Below are 17,294 nucleotides of genomic sequence, written 5' to 3' on the forward strand. Positions count from 1 at the left end.
ACTTTCTTAACGTGCAAGAGAAAAAAAGGATGAGCTTGGTTAGAACCAGCTCATCCTTTCCTTATTATTTTTGTTTAGAAGACTTTACCGCATTAGTAATGCTTGCTGCTAAACCTCCCCAAAGGACAACTATTCCGATGACCATCATAGTAATCGCTCCACCAGACATTTAGTTAACCTCCTTTTCAGACTCAAGAGAAGTATTTTTATTCCACTTCTTTAATGAGAAGAGGATTCCGACGATTACAGCTCCGATTGCAACAGCCCATCCGGAATAGAAAATGAAGAAGTTAGAATACCCTTCATAGTTTCCAGTCTCTGTTGGGAATTGCCTCATCAGGTTCTGTTTGAAAAGTTGGAACATCATGTATCCTAAAATAAGTGGAGTGATGATGCCTAAACTTATCTTCCACCAGCCGCCAAGGCGGATATCTGAAATTTCATTCGAATGCCCCTGGAAATCGTTAAGTTTCTTCAAGAACCATGCAACTGCGACTACTTCGACTAATCCTACAAGTGCGATACCGAATTGGTTGATGAAGTAGTCTGCTGCATCAAGGAAGAACAGGCCGCCTTGAGTAGCAAAAAGAATCGATACTAAAGCCGCAAGACCTCCACCTACAAAAACAGCCTTTGCGCGTGAAGTTCCAAATTTCTCCGAAAATCCAGCTACATACGTTTCAACGATAGAGATCAATGATGATAGACCTGCAAGGACTAATGAGGCAAAGAACAAGAACCCGAATAATTCATTAAACGCTGGAAATTGGTTGATGATTTGAGGGAAAACGACGAATGCAAGGCCGACCCCGCCTGTCACAACTTCATTCACAGGTACATTAGCTGTCACCGCCATGAACCCAAGAGCACTGAATACTCCGATCCCTGCTAAAAGTTCAAATCCTGAGTTGCTGAATCCGGTAATGAATGCATTGTTTGTAATATCTGATTTTTTCGGCAGGTAACTGGAATAGGTGATCATGATTGCGAATGCAATCGACAAACTGAAGAAAATCTGTCCATAAGCGGCAACCCAGACACTGCCATCCCAGATTGCATCAAAGTTCGGTTTGAAGAATGCTTCCAGACCCGTTCCAGCCCCTGGTAATGTAATCGCTCTGATGACAATGATCAAGAATAATACCACTAGTGCAGGAATGAAGATTTTGTTGGCTGCTTCAATACCTTTCTTAACCCCTTTGAATAATACGCCCAAAGTTATGACCCAAACAATTAATAATGGAATGAATACCCCTGGTACCAAGCTTCCTACTTCACCCGGCGCACTTAAATTCAAATATTCCGAGAACAAGAATCCTTCTGTATCATCGCCCCATTTAAGATTTAAAGCAAAAATGGAATAGGATATTGCCCAAGCGATGATGACGGCATAATAAGTTGAAATGACAAAAGAAATGAATACTTGCCACCACCCGATCCACTCGTACTTTTTATTCATACGGTGGTAAGTAAGCGGCGCAGAGCCCCGGTACTTGTGGCCCATGGTGAACTCCATGACCAATAGTGGGATTCCGGCTGTCAATAATGCGATTAGATAAGGAATAAAGAAGGCCCCTCCGCCATTGTCATAGGCTACTGCCGGAAAACGCCAGATGTTTCCGAGACCGATTGCAGACCCGACAGCAGCTAATATAAAGCCAGCTCTCGTGCCCCATTGTGCTCGATTTTCCATACATTCTCCCCCATTCTGATTTGTTTTTCTGACTAAAGTCCCTTTTTAAAAAACTTCCGTTTTTTCTGACTTTTTCGATTATAGTATATCTATTACGCTTGCCCATGTCAAAAGATTCTTAGAATTTTTAGTGATTTATATCCAAATTTTGCAAATCATATTATAGTATAAACCTACTGCATAAATACTAAAAACTGGCACTGCTAAAAGTGCCAGTTTTTAGTCAAGCCTTTTACTAATCTCCATTATTGATTTCTGTGACTTTATTGCCTTTCCGCGACGATCACTCGCCACCTCGCTTACCTGGTTTCACCTGATCCGTTTTTCACAGGAGTGTTACGATTTCGCTAAAAGAAACTTAGTAAATGATAATCAACAATAGGATTTGTTGAAACTGATCATTTAAGCCTTTTCGGATTGTTCAATACTGGTGAAACTCATCTTTCGTAAAATGAAAGCGATGATGACCAGCAGTACAAGCGCTGCTACCAATGATAACGTGATGCTTTGTGTAAATCCGAGGATGAGGAAACCAATCGAGCTGACAACGGCTGCCAAAATCGCATATGGCAATTGGGTCATCACATGGTCAATATGGTTGCTTCCTGCTCCAGTCGAAGAAAGGATCGTCGTATCAGAAATTGGTGAACAATGATCCCCGAATACAGATCCCGCAAGTACTGCGGCAAGTACCGGCAAAATATAACTTATATCTGTCGCGGCTGCTATTTCACCCGCAATCGGGAGCATGACACCAAACGTTCCCCATGATGTCCCAGTCGCAAAAGCCATGATTCCAGAAATCCCAAACAATAATACAGGCAGGAATGCCATATTGATGTTATCATCTACAATTCCAGCCAAATACTTTCCAGTACCTATTTCATCAATGATGGTGATAATCGCCCACGCGAAAATCAATATATAAATGGCAGGAAGCATGGATTGGATTCCTTTCCAGATACCGGTACCAAAATACTTCCCAGGCAGTTTTTTCGTCATGAAAAGGATAATGGTTACGGCTAAGCCGAACAGACCCCCATACACCAATGATTTTGCTACATCGGTATTTTCAAACATCGATAACAGGGTAACGTTCCCTTCCGTCGCTTGTGCACCAGTATAAAGCATTGCTGCCACTGTCCCGATAATAAGCGCGACGATCGGCCAGATCAAGTCTCCTACTTTCCCTTTATCACTTTCTGGCAACCCACTTTGTTGTCCGGGTACTGCTTTGTTTTCAGGGTCCAACACTTGCCCTTCATTAACCGCTCTCTCTTCATGTATCTTCATCGAGAAAAGGTTAATGTTCAATAACGCTGTTGCAAAAACAAGCAACAAGGCGGACAATGCATAAATGTTCATCGGAATCATCTTCACGAAGGCTTCTAAAGCCCCGATTCCCGCTACTTCATGAGTGGCAAGAATACCACCGATCAAACCAATGATATAAGCACCCCAGCTCGAAACGGGTGAGATGACACAAACGGGAGCAGCAGTTGAGTCGATATAGTAAGCAAGCTTTGCTCTAGAGATACGATGACGGTCCGTCAGAGGACGGCTTACGTTACCGACTGCCAGAGAATTGAAGTAGTCATCAATGAAGATGATAATTCCCAGGACAATCGTTAAGATTTGAGCTCCGACCCGTGTTTTGACCTTTTTAATCGCCCATTCACCGAAAGCCCGGCTTCCACCCGCAATCGCAATCAGAGACGTCATAATTCCGAGAATCAATAAAAATAATAAGATGAATACGTTCCAGGTGTTTACTTCCCAAGCCCCAGTATCGTTCTGCGTAACGAAAAGGTCCCTTGCAATTTCGAAAATCTGGGTAAAACTCGCAATAATATCAAAATGATTAAGCATGAATGCTCCGACGAGAATCCCTACGCCAAGTGACAACAGCACTTTTCTCGTCAAGGCCACCATCAGCAATGCCAAAAGTGGTGGAATCAACGAATAAATTGTATTCTCCATTTTTTTCCTCCTAAACATTTAAAATAAAAAAAGGCATCGATAGATAGAAAATAACCTATCGTTACCTTTTAAGTAACAGTTATCCCCCATCGATCACGTAGTTCTCCACTAATTCAATCAATCCGAATAGTGACAGTGCTGCACCTATTCGATGCAGCCCCAACAGTATACCTTTCGACAAAAGTAAACTGTTTCGGCAAATAACCCTTTCCAGTGATGGTCATCGATGTCTTTCTCGCACCATAGTACTGATGTTCTTCGCTCCACTACCTCATCTGATGATAAGGCTTCTATGATATTTTACGACACATTGGATTATAGCGGATTAATTAGTAAAAAACAAGTATATCTACGTTTTTATTCACCCTTTCTAATCATTACTAGTTATTGCTTCCATTTTCTTTTTTCTCGATCGGCAAAGTAGGTTGAAGCGTACCATTTCCACCATTGTTATAATAGTCTGGTACTTCCCCTGAAATGTATTTGTTTACTAGTGGAATATTCGTTACAATCCTCGATTTCTTTGTTTCAAAAGGAACGACAATCTGGACATCCACTACAACATTGATCCATACCTTATAAATATGATTGTTGATTCCTGAATAGATCAGATCTTCTTTGACATCGGTTTCCACTGCTCCGGTCAAACGGAAACCAACCGGGATTTTAGGTCCCAAGTTTGCCAATAACGTGTTATTAGTAGCTCGCCCCATAGGGATTTCGGTAAAGATCCCCCTATTTCCTTCACTTTCCCTTATGACCTCTACATCTGAAAATTCAGCATGGTCTGGTACGTTGCCGGCTTCGATTTGTTCAAGATAAAACTGGACATTGGTTGTGGCCAACTGGAGGATTTCGTTGGCAACTCTTGGATTTGTAGTCACAGATGCAATTTTTCCATTGTTATCAATAGTCGTCTCGATAATATTCTCTATGCTTTCTGATTCAACAATCCGTTTTTTGATGGCACTCTGGATCGCCAGCTGTGCGTACTTCTTCGTTTCGTTTTCCGCAATTTCCATCAGAGTAGGTTGTAAGCCCTTATCGACGAGCCATAATGCTTGTGCCGTCAATAAAGTGAATATGATGAACGATATGATGAAGACATATTGGAATGGAAGAGGACGTTTCCGGGGACGCCTCCGGATTCTCCACATAAAGATACCCCCTATCTATTGCTATATGTATGCAATGATTGGGGGTTGTATCGCTATTATTTTGTACAGGGCCATCATCGAGCCATTTTTAGAAGAGCTTCACGTCCACTTGTACCTTTGGTGATCCCAAGTGCCTCCGCTTCTAATGTAACGGATTCTAATGGGGCATCCAAGAGCTGATCCAAAGTTCGTACACCTACAGCTCGACCAGCGATAATTTTTCGCTCAGCCAATTTCTCATTCAGCAATGCGACATCAAGTGCACCACACATGATATATCCTTTATCATTACTGATCGACATGAAATTCGTTTTCGGTAACGCAACTGTTACGCCTGTGAATAGATGCCCGTCGATTTTAATCGGAGTGACCGTAATCATCTTTCCTCACGCTCCTTTTCCCTACTATCAATATGTCATAGTGGTACAAAGCGTGTTGGCGTAGTGCCTATCTTTCAAAGGTTTTTAACTTCCACGCAAGGACATCCCTCAGCATTTCCGGCAAGTAATAAATCTTTTCCTCTGCATAATGGACGGATGGTAGTAAACGTCCGAATGTAAACATATCGATTGCTCCAATAGAATAAACTTTTTCAGGTGCTATCGGTTCACCATTAACGGTAATTTTCTGTACATGATATTCGCCATCCTCCAGCTCTTCACCTACGATCTCTACACCATCGAAAACCATTCGTCCCATCACTTTTCCACGGAAACCGAGGCCCTTGATTTCAAGGCTTTCCAATTCCTTTGTCATGGCGTGGTGAATCAACTCTTTTAAATACTCGCCCTTGAGCATGATTTTACACGGATTGATCGGATGGGGACAAACTCGGTGGAGATCCCCTTTCGTAACGGGGCCTTCCTTTAATGGTTCAAGCAATAATCCTGCATTGACCATGCTGATTTCCGAATCGCACCATTCTCTGATCGTTTCGGCCAGTATACTTGTAAATGCAGAATCGCCGAACCACTCCAGGTCGAGGGGTTGGTCCAGTACCGTAACGACTTCTAATAAATTTTTATTGGCTTGTTCTGTTAACCGTAAAAGAAGCTTTTCACTTTCTTCGTCACTTCCATATTCCTGAAGATCAATACAGTCAGCTTTTACATGTTCGATTCTCCGTTGTTTTTCATCCCACACAATTTTCATATGGCCAATATAGACACCAAACTTTCCAGCCTGCCCGATTGTGGTATCGTTTGTGTGTAGTCCATTCGGAAGCACATGATGGGTATGGGCACCTAGTATGATATCGATCTCCTTCATTTCAACAGAGATCTGCTCATCAGCTTCTAATCCGAGATGAGAGAGCAGAATAAGTATATCGACTTGGCTCCGGATCTTTCCTATCGCCGTTTCAATCGCCTCATACGGATCCTGGATATTCCAACCTAGCTGTTCGTAATAGGCTTTATATGGAGCTGTCACCCCAATCACACCGACCTTCAATCCATTTGCCAATGCATGGATTTCATACGGTTTCGCCCATTTTGGAAAGCATCCGTCCTTTTCTTTAAGATTCGCAACCAATACTTGAAAGTTCGCTTCATCGTACAGGTGATCCAGCTGATCTTTTGAAAATGTGATTCCTTCATTATTCCCAATAGTGGCATTAAGTAAATAAGCTTCATTCATTAATTGAACGTTGCCTTTTCCTGATGTCCCCTCTGTTATCGGATGGAAGCGATCGGCATGGTCTCCAATATCAAAACGAATGAAAGTTTCATCATTCTCGTCATGTAATCGTTGTCGATCTTTTAAAAATGCCACTATCTTCGGCCACTGTTCCAGGTGGCTATGTAGATCATTGATATGATACAGATGGAGCATTTGTTTGCTCATTGTATCATCTCCTGTTCAGTAGTAATCTTTTTGTCAGTAAAATTAAAAGAGATCGAGCTGTCGCGGCGCTAGTCCTTCGTATTCGATTCCCAGGAGTTCGACCATACGTCTTGCATTATCTGCTGCATCTCCACCGGAATTGTTATTAAAAAGAGCCGTGACCTCATGCCCAGGTTTTTCAAGCTTCAAGAGGTTATCCTTCCATTCTAAGAGCTCTTCTTCATTATATCGATATAAATAACGCACATCACGCCAGTTAGGATTCCCTTTTTTCTGCCAACCATGAACATTGCGACCATGGAATCGGACCAGCGTATGATCTGTATGGGTTGGTTCCAGTACAGTCGGTATCGAGCCTGCTCCAGATTGAGGTTCATCACAAATGCTATGGATCCAGCCTTCTTCTTTCATAAAATCAAGGGTCCGATCCTTAAAGGAAGGGTGGAACCAGGACTCATGCCGAAACTCAAGTGCAACAGGGATATCCCCCATCCGTTCTTTTGTACATCTCAATAAATCGACGTTCTCACGGTTACAATCAAACCAAGGCGGATACTGAAAGAGAACCATTTTAAGCTTATTAGCAACTTCTAATGGCTTGATCGATTCTTTATAGAGTAGGTACATCTCCTCATCACTTGAAAAAGGGATATCCCCTCTTGTATGGCCAGTCATACCCTGGTATGCCTTGACTACGAATGAAAAACGAGCCGGGGTTTCTTTCACCCATTTCTCATAGTTTTTCACCGGTTGGACAGCGTAAAAGGCTGAATCGATTTCTACGGTCGGAAAAAAACTGCTGTATGTCTGCAATTTTTCATATGATTTGATATCTGCTGGATAAAGCGAAGCATGATCACCCCAACCAGTCAGTCCAATCTCAATCATGTCATTGGATCCTTTCTTCTGAAAATCGATAATTGTCACTTTATATTTTGAGTCGTATCAAGGAAAAGTGCAAGTATTTGAATGTGGCATTAACAGCTAAAGTATATTTGCGCCGCCTATGTGATGAATCACGCCGATTGGTACATTTAGACCATTTAAAGAAAACTCGAGCTTTGCCAAGCCTTTAGCGCAGGCTGAGCCTTAGTTGCGCTTATATTGAAGAAAGTATTTTTCACTTTCTTTAAATGTAAAAAAAGAGCTCTTTTTTTATCAGAGCTCTTTTCGCAGGCTATTTAAACATGGAAAGATCCACAGTCTCAGCCATTACCTTATATCCAGCGTCGTTCGGATGCAGATGATCCCCTGCATCATATTTAGGAAGATATCGTTCAGAGTCCTCTGGATCCCTCAGTGCTTTGTCAAAATCGATCACACCATCGAACTCTCCACTTGTCCTGATCCAGTGATTCACTTCCTGACGGGTTTTCTCCTTTTCTGGAGTATACTTTCCTGACCCTTTGAAAGGGGTTAAGGTTCCTCCATAAATTTTAAGCCCTTGATCATGGGAAGCTTCGATGATCTCTTTCATTCTTCCAATGATTTTTTCAGAATCATATTCTGGATGATGCCTGATATCATTCAACCCTTGATGCAGGATAATCGCTTCGACCCCTGTTTGGCCGAAAACATCCTGCTCTAACCTTGTCAGAGCATTCTCACCTTTATCGGGTAGACTTTTGATCAAATGATTGGCAGAGACTCCTGCGTTCAATACAGACATTTTGTTATCCGTCCCTTGGTTGAACCGTTTTGCTAAAAAGTCTGGCCATCGATGATTCGCATTCTGCTCAGAATGATTTCCATTGGCGATTGAACTTCCCAAAACAACAAGCGACCCTTTAACAGAAGAATCCGGAATGACGTCCACCCCATCCAACCAGAACCAGGCATTTTCTTTTGTTTTAAAGGCTGAACCATCAGGGTTGGATACATGGTCACCTGAAGAGATATAAGCCGTTTGCATCGAACGGGGATGCCAGGTTGCAGGTCCGGTTTTATCCCGGACATAAAGACTTACTGCAATGTTTTTTGCATTCTTAACCTTAAAGGAAATCGGATCACTGAATACTTTTTCCCCTGAAGGGACTGTGACCTTCTGGTCGCCACCGAATGTAACCGAGCGATTTGTATCAGGAACGATCCCTGCTCCTTTTTTTGAAACAGCAACATTCACCTTGTCTATTGTCAGCGGTTCTGACCCGAATGTATTCGAAAGACGGATGCGCATTTTTTTACCATCAGTATGAGGATGAATGATGAAACGAATCGTTTGGTTTTCGAAACCCTTTTCGGATACCCCGTCTTCAAAAGGGGCTTGCATACTTGCTGTCCAAGCACCTACCCAATTTCCTTCTCCCTGTCCTTTATCGTTTGTTGAGCCAATATCTCCATAAGCAGCCATGCATACAGAGAGTAAAATAATAATCCCGCTTGCGAGAACAAAATACTGTAAACGTAACATAATTTCCTTGCCCTTCATATCTTGTCGATTTTTCTTTCCTAAGAGAGTCTATTCGACAATTATAAACCCTTTCTTGGGGTGAAACCAAGGAAAGGGTTTATTTGAGCCAGGCACCATTACTACATGCCGCAAGCGACTGAACCATTCTTTTGAAAATACTTTTGATGATATTCCTCAGCATCATAGAAGGTTGATGCTGCCTGGATTTCTGTTACAATCGGAAGCTTGAAGACTGCTTTTTCTTCAAGTTTCTTGATTTTTTCTTTAGCTAGATATTGTTGCTTTGCATCTGTATAAAAAATGACTGAACGATACTGATTGCCAATATCAATGCCCTGTCTATTTTGTGTAGTCGGGTCATGAATTTCAAAAAATGTGTTCAGCAGTTCGGTATAAGAGATCACTGCAGGGTCATATTGGATTTTGACCGCCTCCGCATGACCTGTCTCTCCAGTCTTCACATGTTCATATGATGGATTCTGGATATGACCGCCTGTATAACCTACGCGTGTCGAGATAACCCCTTCGAATTTTTCAAAAAATGCTTCAACACCCCAGAAGCATCCAGCCCCAAAAATAGCTATTTCCACTTATCATCTTTCCTTTCAAAATAACGAAACTTCTTTAGAGAGCTTTTCGAAATAACGAAAAAACCCTTTTCTTATCCAGTAAGAAAAGGGTTCGTAATTATCTCAACGATCCTCTCATCTTCTAGGATGTTTGACCATCCTACAGGAATTGGCACCGTTCTCTTCAATCGATTGATTGATTCGATGGTTGCCGGGCATCAAAGGGCCAGTCCCTCCGCCTCTCTGGATAAGAAGTTTTCATTATGATTTTATTTTGATTATAATCCTACACTATTTCTGCAAGGAAGTAAAGCCTATTTTACATTATCAATTTGTAAAAAATAATGGCTTCACCTCTTCCTTAGTAATCACGGAAAGGTGCCTTCACTCTACATATTTTTATAAATAATGCTTGAATACAGGATTGGGTGGTCTAATACTGAATGACTGAAAAATATTTTTCAAAAGGTTAAAAAGAGCTTAACAGCTTGATACCCGAAGTAAAAAGCGAAGCCCAACATACATATCCCTGACGATATGGATATACCTTTTAACATCCGAGAGGTCAAAAGCCTTTTAGATCCACTTGACGCAAACGCCATAGTAATATCCCATAGCATCAAGCCGATCAGGATCGCTCCGCCATATAAAACCAAGTGGTAGTCATCGTAACGTGAAATCGTATCAGCGAGTACAGAGCCATAAATACCTAGCCAGAACAGTATAGAAAGTGGATTTGTAATTGAAATTAAAAATCCAGTTGCAAACGTTCTTTTCAAAGAAATTTTTCTCATATCCTGATGATTTACATCCATATGTTGAGTACTGATTATACTTTCAATCCCTGTGTACATCAGGACAAAAGTGCCGAATAACCAAAGAAATGACTTCATAAAAGGCACATCTAAAAAATGAACAACCCCAAAGAACACAGCCAATATGAAAAATAAGTCCGCTAAAATGGAACCCAATCCTATTGACCATGAATGAAGAAATCCATTCTTTATTCCTTGATCAATTTGAGCGGCATTGATAGGATCATTAGCGACGACAACGAAATGTTCTTCCATTACTGTCCTTCTTTTGATTCTAGAAAAGAATTTATTGATTCATCCAATAACCTTTCCCGATTTGGATCTTCATTGACATCTGAATCTACTTCCATTTCTTGTTTGAATATGCCGTATGTGTCATCTTCTTTTTTATTAGTTTGATCAACAAATGGAGCTTGATTGGTCCGATTATTTTTTTGATGTGTCATATAATCTCCCTCTTTAACAGATTTTTTGATTTAGTATGAACAATCCATCCTCTTTTATTGGAGTTTTACTTTCCTAATGTGATTTAACAATACGATGATTTTTTCTTTCTTCCCGCCTGCTCTTATTTTCAATCGTCAAGATAATCCATACACACTTCTTTTAATCCTTCCAATTTGTTTATAAGTCCATCAATATCATACGTATGTATTGTATCAACCACCATGTTATCTTCTTCAGTTATTGAATGTATGTGTATCTCCATAGATCCGTCCCATCTGACGTTCGCATCGAATGTACCGGCTTCATCCTGCAATTCTAATCCAATAATTTTTTCGTCCTCATTCAAATGCTTTGACTTAATGATCCACTTCATTTTTACACCACCTTAGAAAATGACCGCTTGGATTTAAAGGTATATTTTTAGTTTATCCTTTTTTTCAAATTGCCATTAGTAATCGAGGGAATCTTCGGTGCCTAATCACTTCTGATAATGGAGCTAGACATCAAGAAAAGCGAAAATACTCTGGTCAGCCACGAAGGTTACTGGAAGTCCATCGAGGAGGCTGTCGCCGCCGCACGAGGACTGAAGTGATCCAAGTGGTTAGGCGGTAGAGCTAGACATTTCCTCACCGCACCAAAATTTTTATACTTCCTATCCATTAAAAAATACCCAGTGGCATAACAATGATTATGCCACTGGGTATTAATAGGGACACTTGCCAATGATTTTGTAAGGATAAAAGATCCTAGTTTCTAACAGGTCTTAGAATTTATAATTTAATAATTCAATCTCTTTTTTAAAAAAATTATGAATTACTTCCCTTTGATGCTTATTATATTGTGTACTGTAATGTTGGTGATTTTTCCTGAAATTACCTTTCGCGTTTGGTAACCAACCATCAAAAGGAAGGGAAATCTTATTACAAATGGATTTTAGATCACTTTCTAGATTTTCATATTTCCCAAGGTAGTCAACTACTGATTTGTTATTAATTGTATAGATAGGGAAGTTATAAGCATATTTATAACCTTTTCGTTCCAAAAATTCATCAAAGCTTTCTTTTTTAGGGTCTTTTACAAGAAAATAATATAAAGAAATAACTTTGTCCCAAGGGTTTCTATCGAAACAAAACTTATAATAAGAGTCCCAGATATCTTCCCCTATTAAAGATTTTATTTTATTTGCGGAATCATGATTATAAAAATTAATTTGACCAATTTGGTAATTTTGTGGGTATTTCCCCAGGTCAGCTCTAATCTTCTCATCCTCAAACATGATAGGTGTGATAATATCTTTATCACCACAATACCTTGACAATGAAATTTCAATACTAGTCCCTGCTGTTTTTTTAGTTTTTAAAAAAATAAATTTATATTTATGTGATATTATCATTACTCTTTTTTCCTCTCCGTTTCATATGGAAGATTATCTTATTTTATTTAGGATTTCTTTATATGGAACGGCATTTTTCTTATGCGATTTTCTGTAAAATTAAGCCTTTTATATCTGACTTAATAAAAATACCCCCTCGGAGGAAAACAAGTTCTGTTGTATAAATGTGCAAGAACTCCTAATGGCAAATGGATGCTAAAACAGCCTATTAATTTTCAATTCTTGCGCCCTTTTCATGAATAATTAACAATGACTATAAGTACCCGTACAACGTGCAGTAATCCCTCGAATCCAGCTATTCTATTTTGCGGATAATAGGCTCGCTAGTCCCCCTTAACACTCACCTTTAAGTAAGTACCTGTACTAAAAGTACATACTTACACTTCTGTAGTATGCAATTTATACTCAATATATAAATATACTTAAGGAGGACAAATCTTTGAAAACTCTTGTTATCGTAACACACCCAAGCATAGAAACATCCGTCATAAATAAACGATGGGTGGAAGAAATTAAAAAATATCCGGAAAAGTATACTGTGCACGAATTGCATAAGGTTTACCCTGACGGAAACATTGATGCGGATCAAGAACAGCAATTAATTGAATCGCATGGTAATCTTGTTTTACAGTTCCCTATATATTGGTTTAATTGTCCACCTCTCCTTAAAAAATGGTTGGACGATGTTTTAGCTTATGGATGGGCTTATGGTTCAAATGGAGGGGATAAATTAAAGAATCGCAAAGTTGCTTTAGGTGTATCTGCAGGAATTAAAAAAGAAGATTATAGTGAAAATGGACGGTATCGGTATACACTTGAACAAATATTAATTCCATTTGAAACGATATTCCTGTATTGCAATGCAGATTATCGTTCGTTATTTCCGTTTTATGGCAAAGAAAATGAGCCGGGTGGAAACGAAAAAGAAGAAAATGGACCGGGTGCAAGAGAGTTGGAAAAAAGTGCTCAGGATTATTTGAACTTTATAGACAGCCTCTAATAGGAAGAGCTTTATTGAAGCTATAAAGAAAAGCGCAAGCCGCCCTGGTCAGCTGCCGCTGTACAGCTCACAAATCTTATAAACGGTTTTTTTCTCCCCACTCGCACATCATATTTAATAATGGAACGAGAGAAAGACCACGATCAGATAATGAATATTCTACTTTTGGAGGTATTTGGGGAAATTCCTTACGTATGATAAGGCCATCTGCCTCCAGCTCTTTTAACATGATGCTTAGCGTTTTAAAAGAAATGGTACCGATACTTCGCTTCAACTCATTATGCCTCATCCTTTTATTTTCTGAGAGCCAATACATAATGATCATTTTATATTTACCTCCTATCAAGGATAACGTATATCCAAAGCCGGTGTCTTTTTGTCCTACACCAGTCGGAACACAGGTTTTTCTGACTTTACGTTGCACTAGTTACACTCTCCTTTAGGTAGGTATATGATATAAATGTATATACATTATTATAGACCATTATGTAGTCTTAAAGGGTGTTAAAAAGATTGTATAAAATTTAGCTATACCTCTATTTGAATAAATTTTAACAAAACATCCCTAAAACGACTATTAAAAAACGTCTTCATTTGATTATTTGGCACGACACAATTAACCCTTGGCATAATCGTTTTTATACCAAGGGTTATTGGATGGTATCCGATTGAACCTTCTATCTCGAACTTGATTAAACCACAGTACTACAGCGTTTTAAGTTGTAAACGCGCATGTAAACATCAATTTTAAAACAAGAATCGTATACAACACTACTCGTAATTGAACATTAAAAGCAATCTTTTGTGGACAAAACTTGGTCATTTTTTAATAAAAAAATGTTTTCCTCGAATCTATACTTGCATTTCGCCTGGTTTTCGATCGACATATAGGGTATTGTTTTCACACGCTTCTCTATCGCATTCTCTGGGTTATTCAGCAATTCGTTCCATCGTTCATCATCTAACCATTTCACTATTGGACACTCCTTTTTCGGCTTTTTAATCGTTTGTCAAAAAGTCTATATGGGTAACGAATCGATTGGATATGTGATGCTGGATTGCTTGAATTGATTGATTAAAAACAACCCTGTACATCTTTCTCTTAATTTATAAGCTTCGTTCAAGCTCTCTTGCACCAGGTCGTTAGAGATGTGCAAATCAACAGCAGTCGTGGGACCACCGACTGTTTTTAATAGCTTTCTAAGCTTGCTCGGATCAGGTAGTTCATCAATCAAGTCTTTTATGGCCCCCCAATGTTTTCTTAACGATTCATTATAAGGGGTCGCTATGGACAGATGTTCTACATCCAACTGCTCTCCTAATTGTTTATATAATTCAGAAATGATCGCCGTTGCCACACCGACCTTTGCACCATGCAGCAGCTGTTCTTCATTTTTATCAAGAAGATCCATTTCCCAAAAGTGAGACAAGTGATGCTCCCCACCAGATGCTGGCCGTGAAAAGTCAAGAAGAAGCATAACCAACCCGGATTCCACCAAAGATTGCATCAAAATTGCAATACCATCAGCATCACCTTGTGCAATCATTTCTGCATTCGAAACACACGCTTCAAGTGAACGCCTCGTTATATCAGAAGCCAATTGATTATAGGGTTCGTTTCCGATCAATTCTGAGATTTTCCAATCAAGCAATGAGGTGTACTTGCCTAAAATATCACCAAAGCCAGCCGCAGTCAGCTGCTTTGGAGCTGCAGCCAAAAGATCAACATCTGCAAAAACAGCCAGAGGGGAAGTCGTTTGAACGGTTTGCTTCATTCCTCGAAATAATAACGGAGCACCTTTTGAAGTGAAACCATCGACGGATGCAGCTGTTGGCACAGATATGAAAGGTATGTTCATTTTATATCCTATAAAACGTACGATATCATGGATGGTTCCCGTCCCAACTGCTATCAAAGCATCCGTAAATGGCGGCATTTCTGCAAATAATTGAATGAGGGTCGGTTCGTCTGCAAGTACCTGACCATGTTGATTGGGCTGCAAAATGATCAGCTGATGGTCAATATGATGGGGCAATATCTTTGAAAGCTGTAGCCCCGCGGCTTCATTGGTATTTTTGTCTGCTACTAAAATAACGTTTTTAAAACGCTTTGATTCCATATATAGGGGAATCTGTTGCAAGGCTCCTTTTTCGATCGTGACTTCAGGAAGGACAGTCCCTCCATACTGAACCAACCCCCTTATTTCTGGTATTATCTTCAAGATTAACACCACCCAATTGATTTTATTGCGAGGCTGAACCTTAGTTACGCTCGTACTGGGATTCCTTAAGTTTTCAACGACACCGAACGATCTTCTCTATGAAAAGTCATCCCCTCCACGTATAAAGAAAACCGAACAAAACCAAGCCTCTGACTTAGGTTAAAGCAAAGTAGCGCTTATACTGAAATCCTTATCACGTGTAAAAAGAACGGATCGTACGTTCCTTTTGAAGTTAAGGTCAGCAAATCGTTAAGACGGTTACAGACATTGCGGGTAGCACGACTTCCAAAGTATGTCCTGCAACACTGTAATGTTGAAATGGGATTGGTTTCACATTGTCAGGTTCATCGAAAGTATTTCTCGCATCCATAGAGGAAGAGGTAAGGATACGGCCAGATACCTCCGCCAATGAAATGTCACCACGCATGTCAAGGTGAATCGTAGAAGCCTTTCTATGATCTAGATTACAAAGACTTATATGGATTTTTCCATCTGTATCTTTAGATGCTGATGCAGTCACCTGGGGTATGGATTGATCACCAATTTTAATCGAATCTACGTTAATATCCATCGAAAGCTTCTTTGCGCCCTGATGCACTTTATACATTTCAAACACATGATAGGTCGGTGTTACGGTCATCTTATCCTTCTCTGTCAATACCATTGCTTGTAGGACATTAACGGTTTGAGCGATGTTCGCCATCTGGACCCGATCACAATGATCATTAAATATATTTAGCGTAACACCTGCCACTAAAGCATCTCTGATTGTATTTTGTTGATACAGAAAACCCGGATTTGTGTCTGGTTCTACATCAAACCAAGTTCCCCATTCATCAACAATCAGGCCCACCCGTTTAGCTGCATCATACTGATCCATGATGGTTGCATGTTTCGTGATCAGTTCATCCATTTGTAAAGCTTTTTTCATGGTGATGGTCCATTCATCCTCTGTGAAATCGGTGGCAGATCCTTTTCCTTTCCAGAAGTCTCCCGGAATCGTATAATAGTGCAAACTTAGACCGTCCATAAGATGCCCAGCTTCTCGCATCAAAACCTCTGTCCAAGTGAAATCATCGACATTTGCACCACCTGCGATTTTGTAAATCTTATTCTTACCATAATTACGTACATAGGTTTGATAACGTCGGTATAGATCAGCGTAATACTCAGGACGCATGTTACCGCCGCATCCCCAGCTCTCATTCCCAACGCCGAAGTACTTCAGCTTCCAAGGCTCTTCTCTGCCGTTTTCCATTCTCCAGTCCGCCATAGGCGATTCGCCATCGAATGTCAAGTACTCTACCCATTCAGACATTTCCTGAACGGTTCCGCTCCCGACATTTCCACATATGTATGGCTCAGCCCCTAGCAGCCCACAAAGCACCATGAATTCATGAGTACCAAAATGGTTATTCTCTATAACGCCGCCCCAATGTGTATTGACCATTCGTTTCCGTTTTTCTCGAGGGCCAATACCGTCTTTCCAATGGTATTCATCGGCAAAGCATCCTCCAGGCCAACGAAGTACAGGAATGTCGAGCTTTCGGAGTGCGTTCAATACATCAGTTCGAATACCCAATGTATTGGGGATCGCAGAATCCTCACCTACCCAGATTCCTTCATATATGCATCGGCCGAGATGTTCTGCAAAATGTCCATAAATATTCCTGTTTATGGTTCCTTGAATGACATCTGAATTCACAACGATCTTATTTTCCATAACGTAATACTCCTCTATGAATTTGATAATATTATTGATG

Annotated in this window: 18 protein-coding genes and 2 riboswitches; of the genes, 1 reads left to right on the plus strand and 17 read right to left on the minus strand. The window is 40.2% G+C overall.

Annotated elements, in window-relative coordinates:
* Positions 1–64: 64 nt before the first annotated feature.
* The 13 genes from L1611_RS04890 to L1611_RS04950 all read right to left on the minus strand — a co-directional run bounded on the left by L1611_RS04890 (position 65) and on the right by L1611_RS04950 (position 12,309).
* On the minus strand, positions 65–169 hold the full coding sequence (locus L1611_RS04890) for a methionine/alanine import family NSS transporter small subunit (protein ID WP_236311954.1): 105 nt from the start codon (positions 167–169) through the stop codon (positions 65–67).
* Positions 170–1,693, minus strand: coding sequence for a sodium-dependent transporter (locus L1611_RS04895; RefSeq protein WP_236311955.1), 1,524 nt, complete (start codon positions 1,691–1,693; stop codon positions 170–172). It abuts the gene before it with no gap.
* A gap of 402 nt (positions 1,694–2,095) precedes the next feature.
* Entirely contained in the window at positions 2,096–3,673 is a 1,578-nt protein-coding gene (locus L1611_RS04900; RefSeq protein ID WP_236311956.1) for a Na+/H+ antiporter NhaC family protein, read from the minus strand.
* Between the two features lie 90 nt (positions 3,674–3,763).
* A riboswitch (Lysine riboswitch) is annotated at positions 3,764–3,950 on the minus strand.
* A 103-nt stretch (positions 3,951–4,053) separates the two neighbouring features.
* A complete protein-coding gene (yunB, locus tag L1611_RS04905; protein WP_236311957.1) occupies positions 4,054–4,830 on the minus strand; it encodes a sporulation protein YunB in 777 nt (258 codons plus the stop codon).
* A gap of 74 nt (positions 4,831–4,904) precedes the next feature.
* Positions 4,905–5,210 (minus strand): YunC family protein, encoded by a 306-nt coding sequence (locus L1611_RS04910; RefSeq protein WP_236311958.1) that lies wholly within the window; start codon positions 5,208–5,210, stop codon positions 4,905–4,907.
* A gap of 67 nt (positions 5,211–5,277) precedes the next feature.
* On the minus strand, positions 5,278–6,675 hold the full coding sequence (locus L1611_RS04915; RefSeq protein WP_236311959.1) for a bifunctional metallophosphatase/5'-nucleotidase: 1,398 nt from the start codon (positions 6,673–6,675) through the stop codon (positions 5,278–5,280).
* A 42-nt stretch (positions 6,676–6,717) separates the two neighbouring features.
* Entirely contained in the window at positions 6,718–7,563 is an 846-nt protein-coding gene (locus L1611_RS04920) for a DUF72 domain-containing protein (RefSeq protein ID WP_236311960.1), read from the minus strand.
* Positions 7,564–7,852: 289 nt separating this feature from the next.
* On the minus strand, positions 7,853–9,085 hold the full coding sequence (locus tag L1611_RS04925) for an SGNH/GDSL hydrolase family protein (RefSeq protein ID WP_236311961.1): 1,233 nt from the start codon (positions 9,083–9,085) through the stop codon (positions 7,853–7,855).
* A 119-nt stretch (positions 9,086–9,204) separates the two neighbouring features.
* Complete coding sequence (gene msrA / locus L1611_RS04930) at positions 9,205–9,675, minus strand: peptide-methionine (S)-S-oxide reductase MsrA (protein ID WP_236311962.1); 471 nt, start codon at positions 9,673–9,675, stop codon at positions 9,205–9,207.
* Positions 9,676–9,786: 111 nt separating this feature from the next.
* Positions 9,787–9,908: riboswitch (SAM riboswitch) on the minus strand.
* Positions 9,909–10,115: 207 nt separating this feature from the next.
* On the minus strand, positions 10,116–10,724 hold the full coding sequence (locus tag L1611_RS04935; protein ID WP_236311963.1) for a LysE family transporter: 609 nt from the start codon (positions 10,722–10,724) through the stop codon (positions 10,116–10,118).
* Positions 10,724–10,915: a hypothetical protein gene (locus L1611_RS04940; RefSeq protein ID WP_236311964.1), complete on the minus strand. Its 192-nt coding sequence runs from the start codon at positions 10,913–10,915 to the stop codon at positions 10,724–10,726. The genes L1611_RS04935 and L1611_RS04940 overlap by 1 nt, the downstream gene beginning before the upstream one ends.
* Positions 10,916–11,043: 128 nt before the next feature.
* Positions 11,044–11,289, minus strand: a complete 246-nt coding sequence (locus tag L1611_RS04945; protein ID WP_236311965.1) for a hypothetical protein — start codon at positions 11,287–11,289, stop codon at positions 11,044–11,046.
* A gap of 390 nt (positions 11,290–11,679) precedes the next feature.
* A complete protein-coding gene (locus L1611_RS04950; protein ID WP_236311966.1) occupies positions 11,680–12,309 on the minus strand; it encodes a sulfotransferase family 2 domain-containing protein in 630 nt (209 codons plus the stop codon).
* 439 nt (positions 12,310–12,748) lie between these two features.
* On the opposite strand from L1611_RS04950, the gene L1611_RS04955 reads away from it, so the two are divergent.
* Positions 12,749–13,309 carry an NAD(P)H-dependent oxidoreductase gene (locus L1611_RS04955; protein ID WP_236311967.1) on the plus strand — a complete coding sequence of 187 codons (561 nt, stop codon included), beginning with the start codon at positions 12,749–12,751 and terminating at the stop codon, positions 13,307–13,309.
* A 76-nt stretch (positions 13,310–13,385) separates the two neighbouring features.
* Here L1611_RS04955 and L1611_RS04960 read toward each other — a convergent pair whose 3' ends face one another.
* The 4 genes from L1611_RS04960 to L1611_RS04975 form a co-directional block, all read right to left on the minus strand.
* On the minus strand, positions 13,386–13,733 hold the full coding sequence (locus L1611_RS04960; protein ID WP_236311968.1) for a winged helix-turn-helix transcriptional regulator: 348 nt from the start codon (positions 13,731–13,733) through the stop codon (positions 13,386–13,388).
* Between the two features lie 364 nt (positions 13,734–14,097).
* Entirely contained in the window at positions 14,098–14,283 is a 186-nt protein-coding gene (locus tag L1611_RS04965) for a hypothetical protein (RefSeq protein WP_236311969.1), read from the minus strand.
* A 45-nt stretch (positions 14,284–14,328) separates the two neighbouring features.
* A complete protein-coding gene (locus tag L1611_RS04970) occupies positions 14,329–15,531 on the minus strand; it encodes a sn-glycerol-1-phosphate dehydrogenase (protein ID WP_236311970.1) in 1,203 nt (400 codons plus the stop codon).
* Positions 15,532–15,769: 238 nt separating this feature from the next.
* Positions 15,770–17,254 (minus strand): alpha-N-arabinofuranosidase, encoded by a 1,485-nt coding sequence (locus L1611_RS04975; protein ID WP_236311971.1) that lies wholly within the window; start codon positions 17,252–17,254, stop codon positions 15,770–15,772.
* Positions 17,255–17,294 lie beyond the last annotated feature (40 nt).

The sequence above is a fragment of the Pseudalkalibacillus salsuginis genome (assembly GCF_021646685.1).
GTDB classification, from domain to species: domain Bacteria; phylum Bacillota; class Bacilli; order Bacillales; family Fictibacillaceae; genus Pseudalkalibacillus; species Pseudalkalibacillus salsuginis.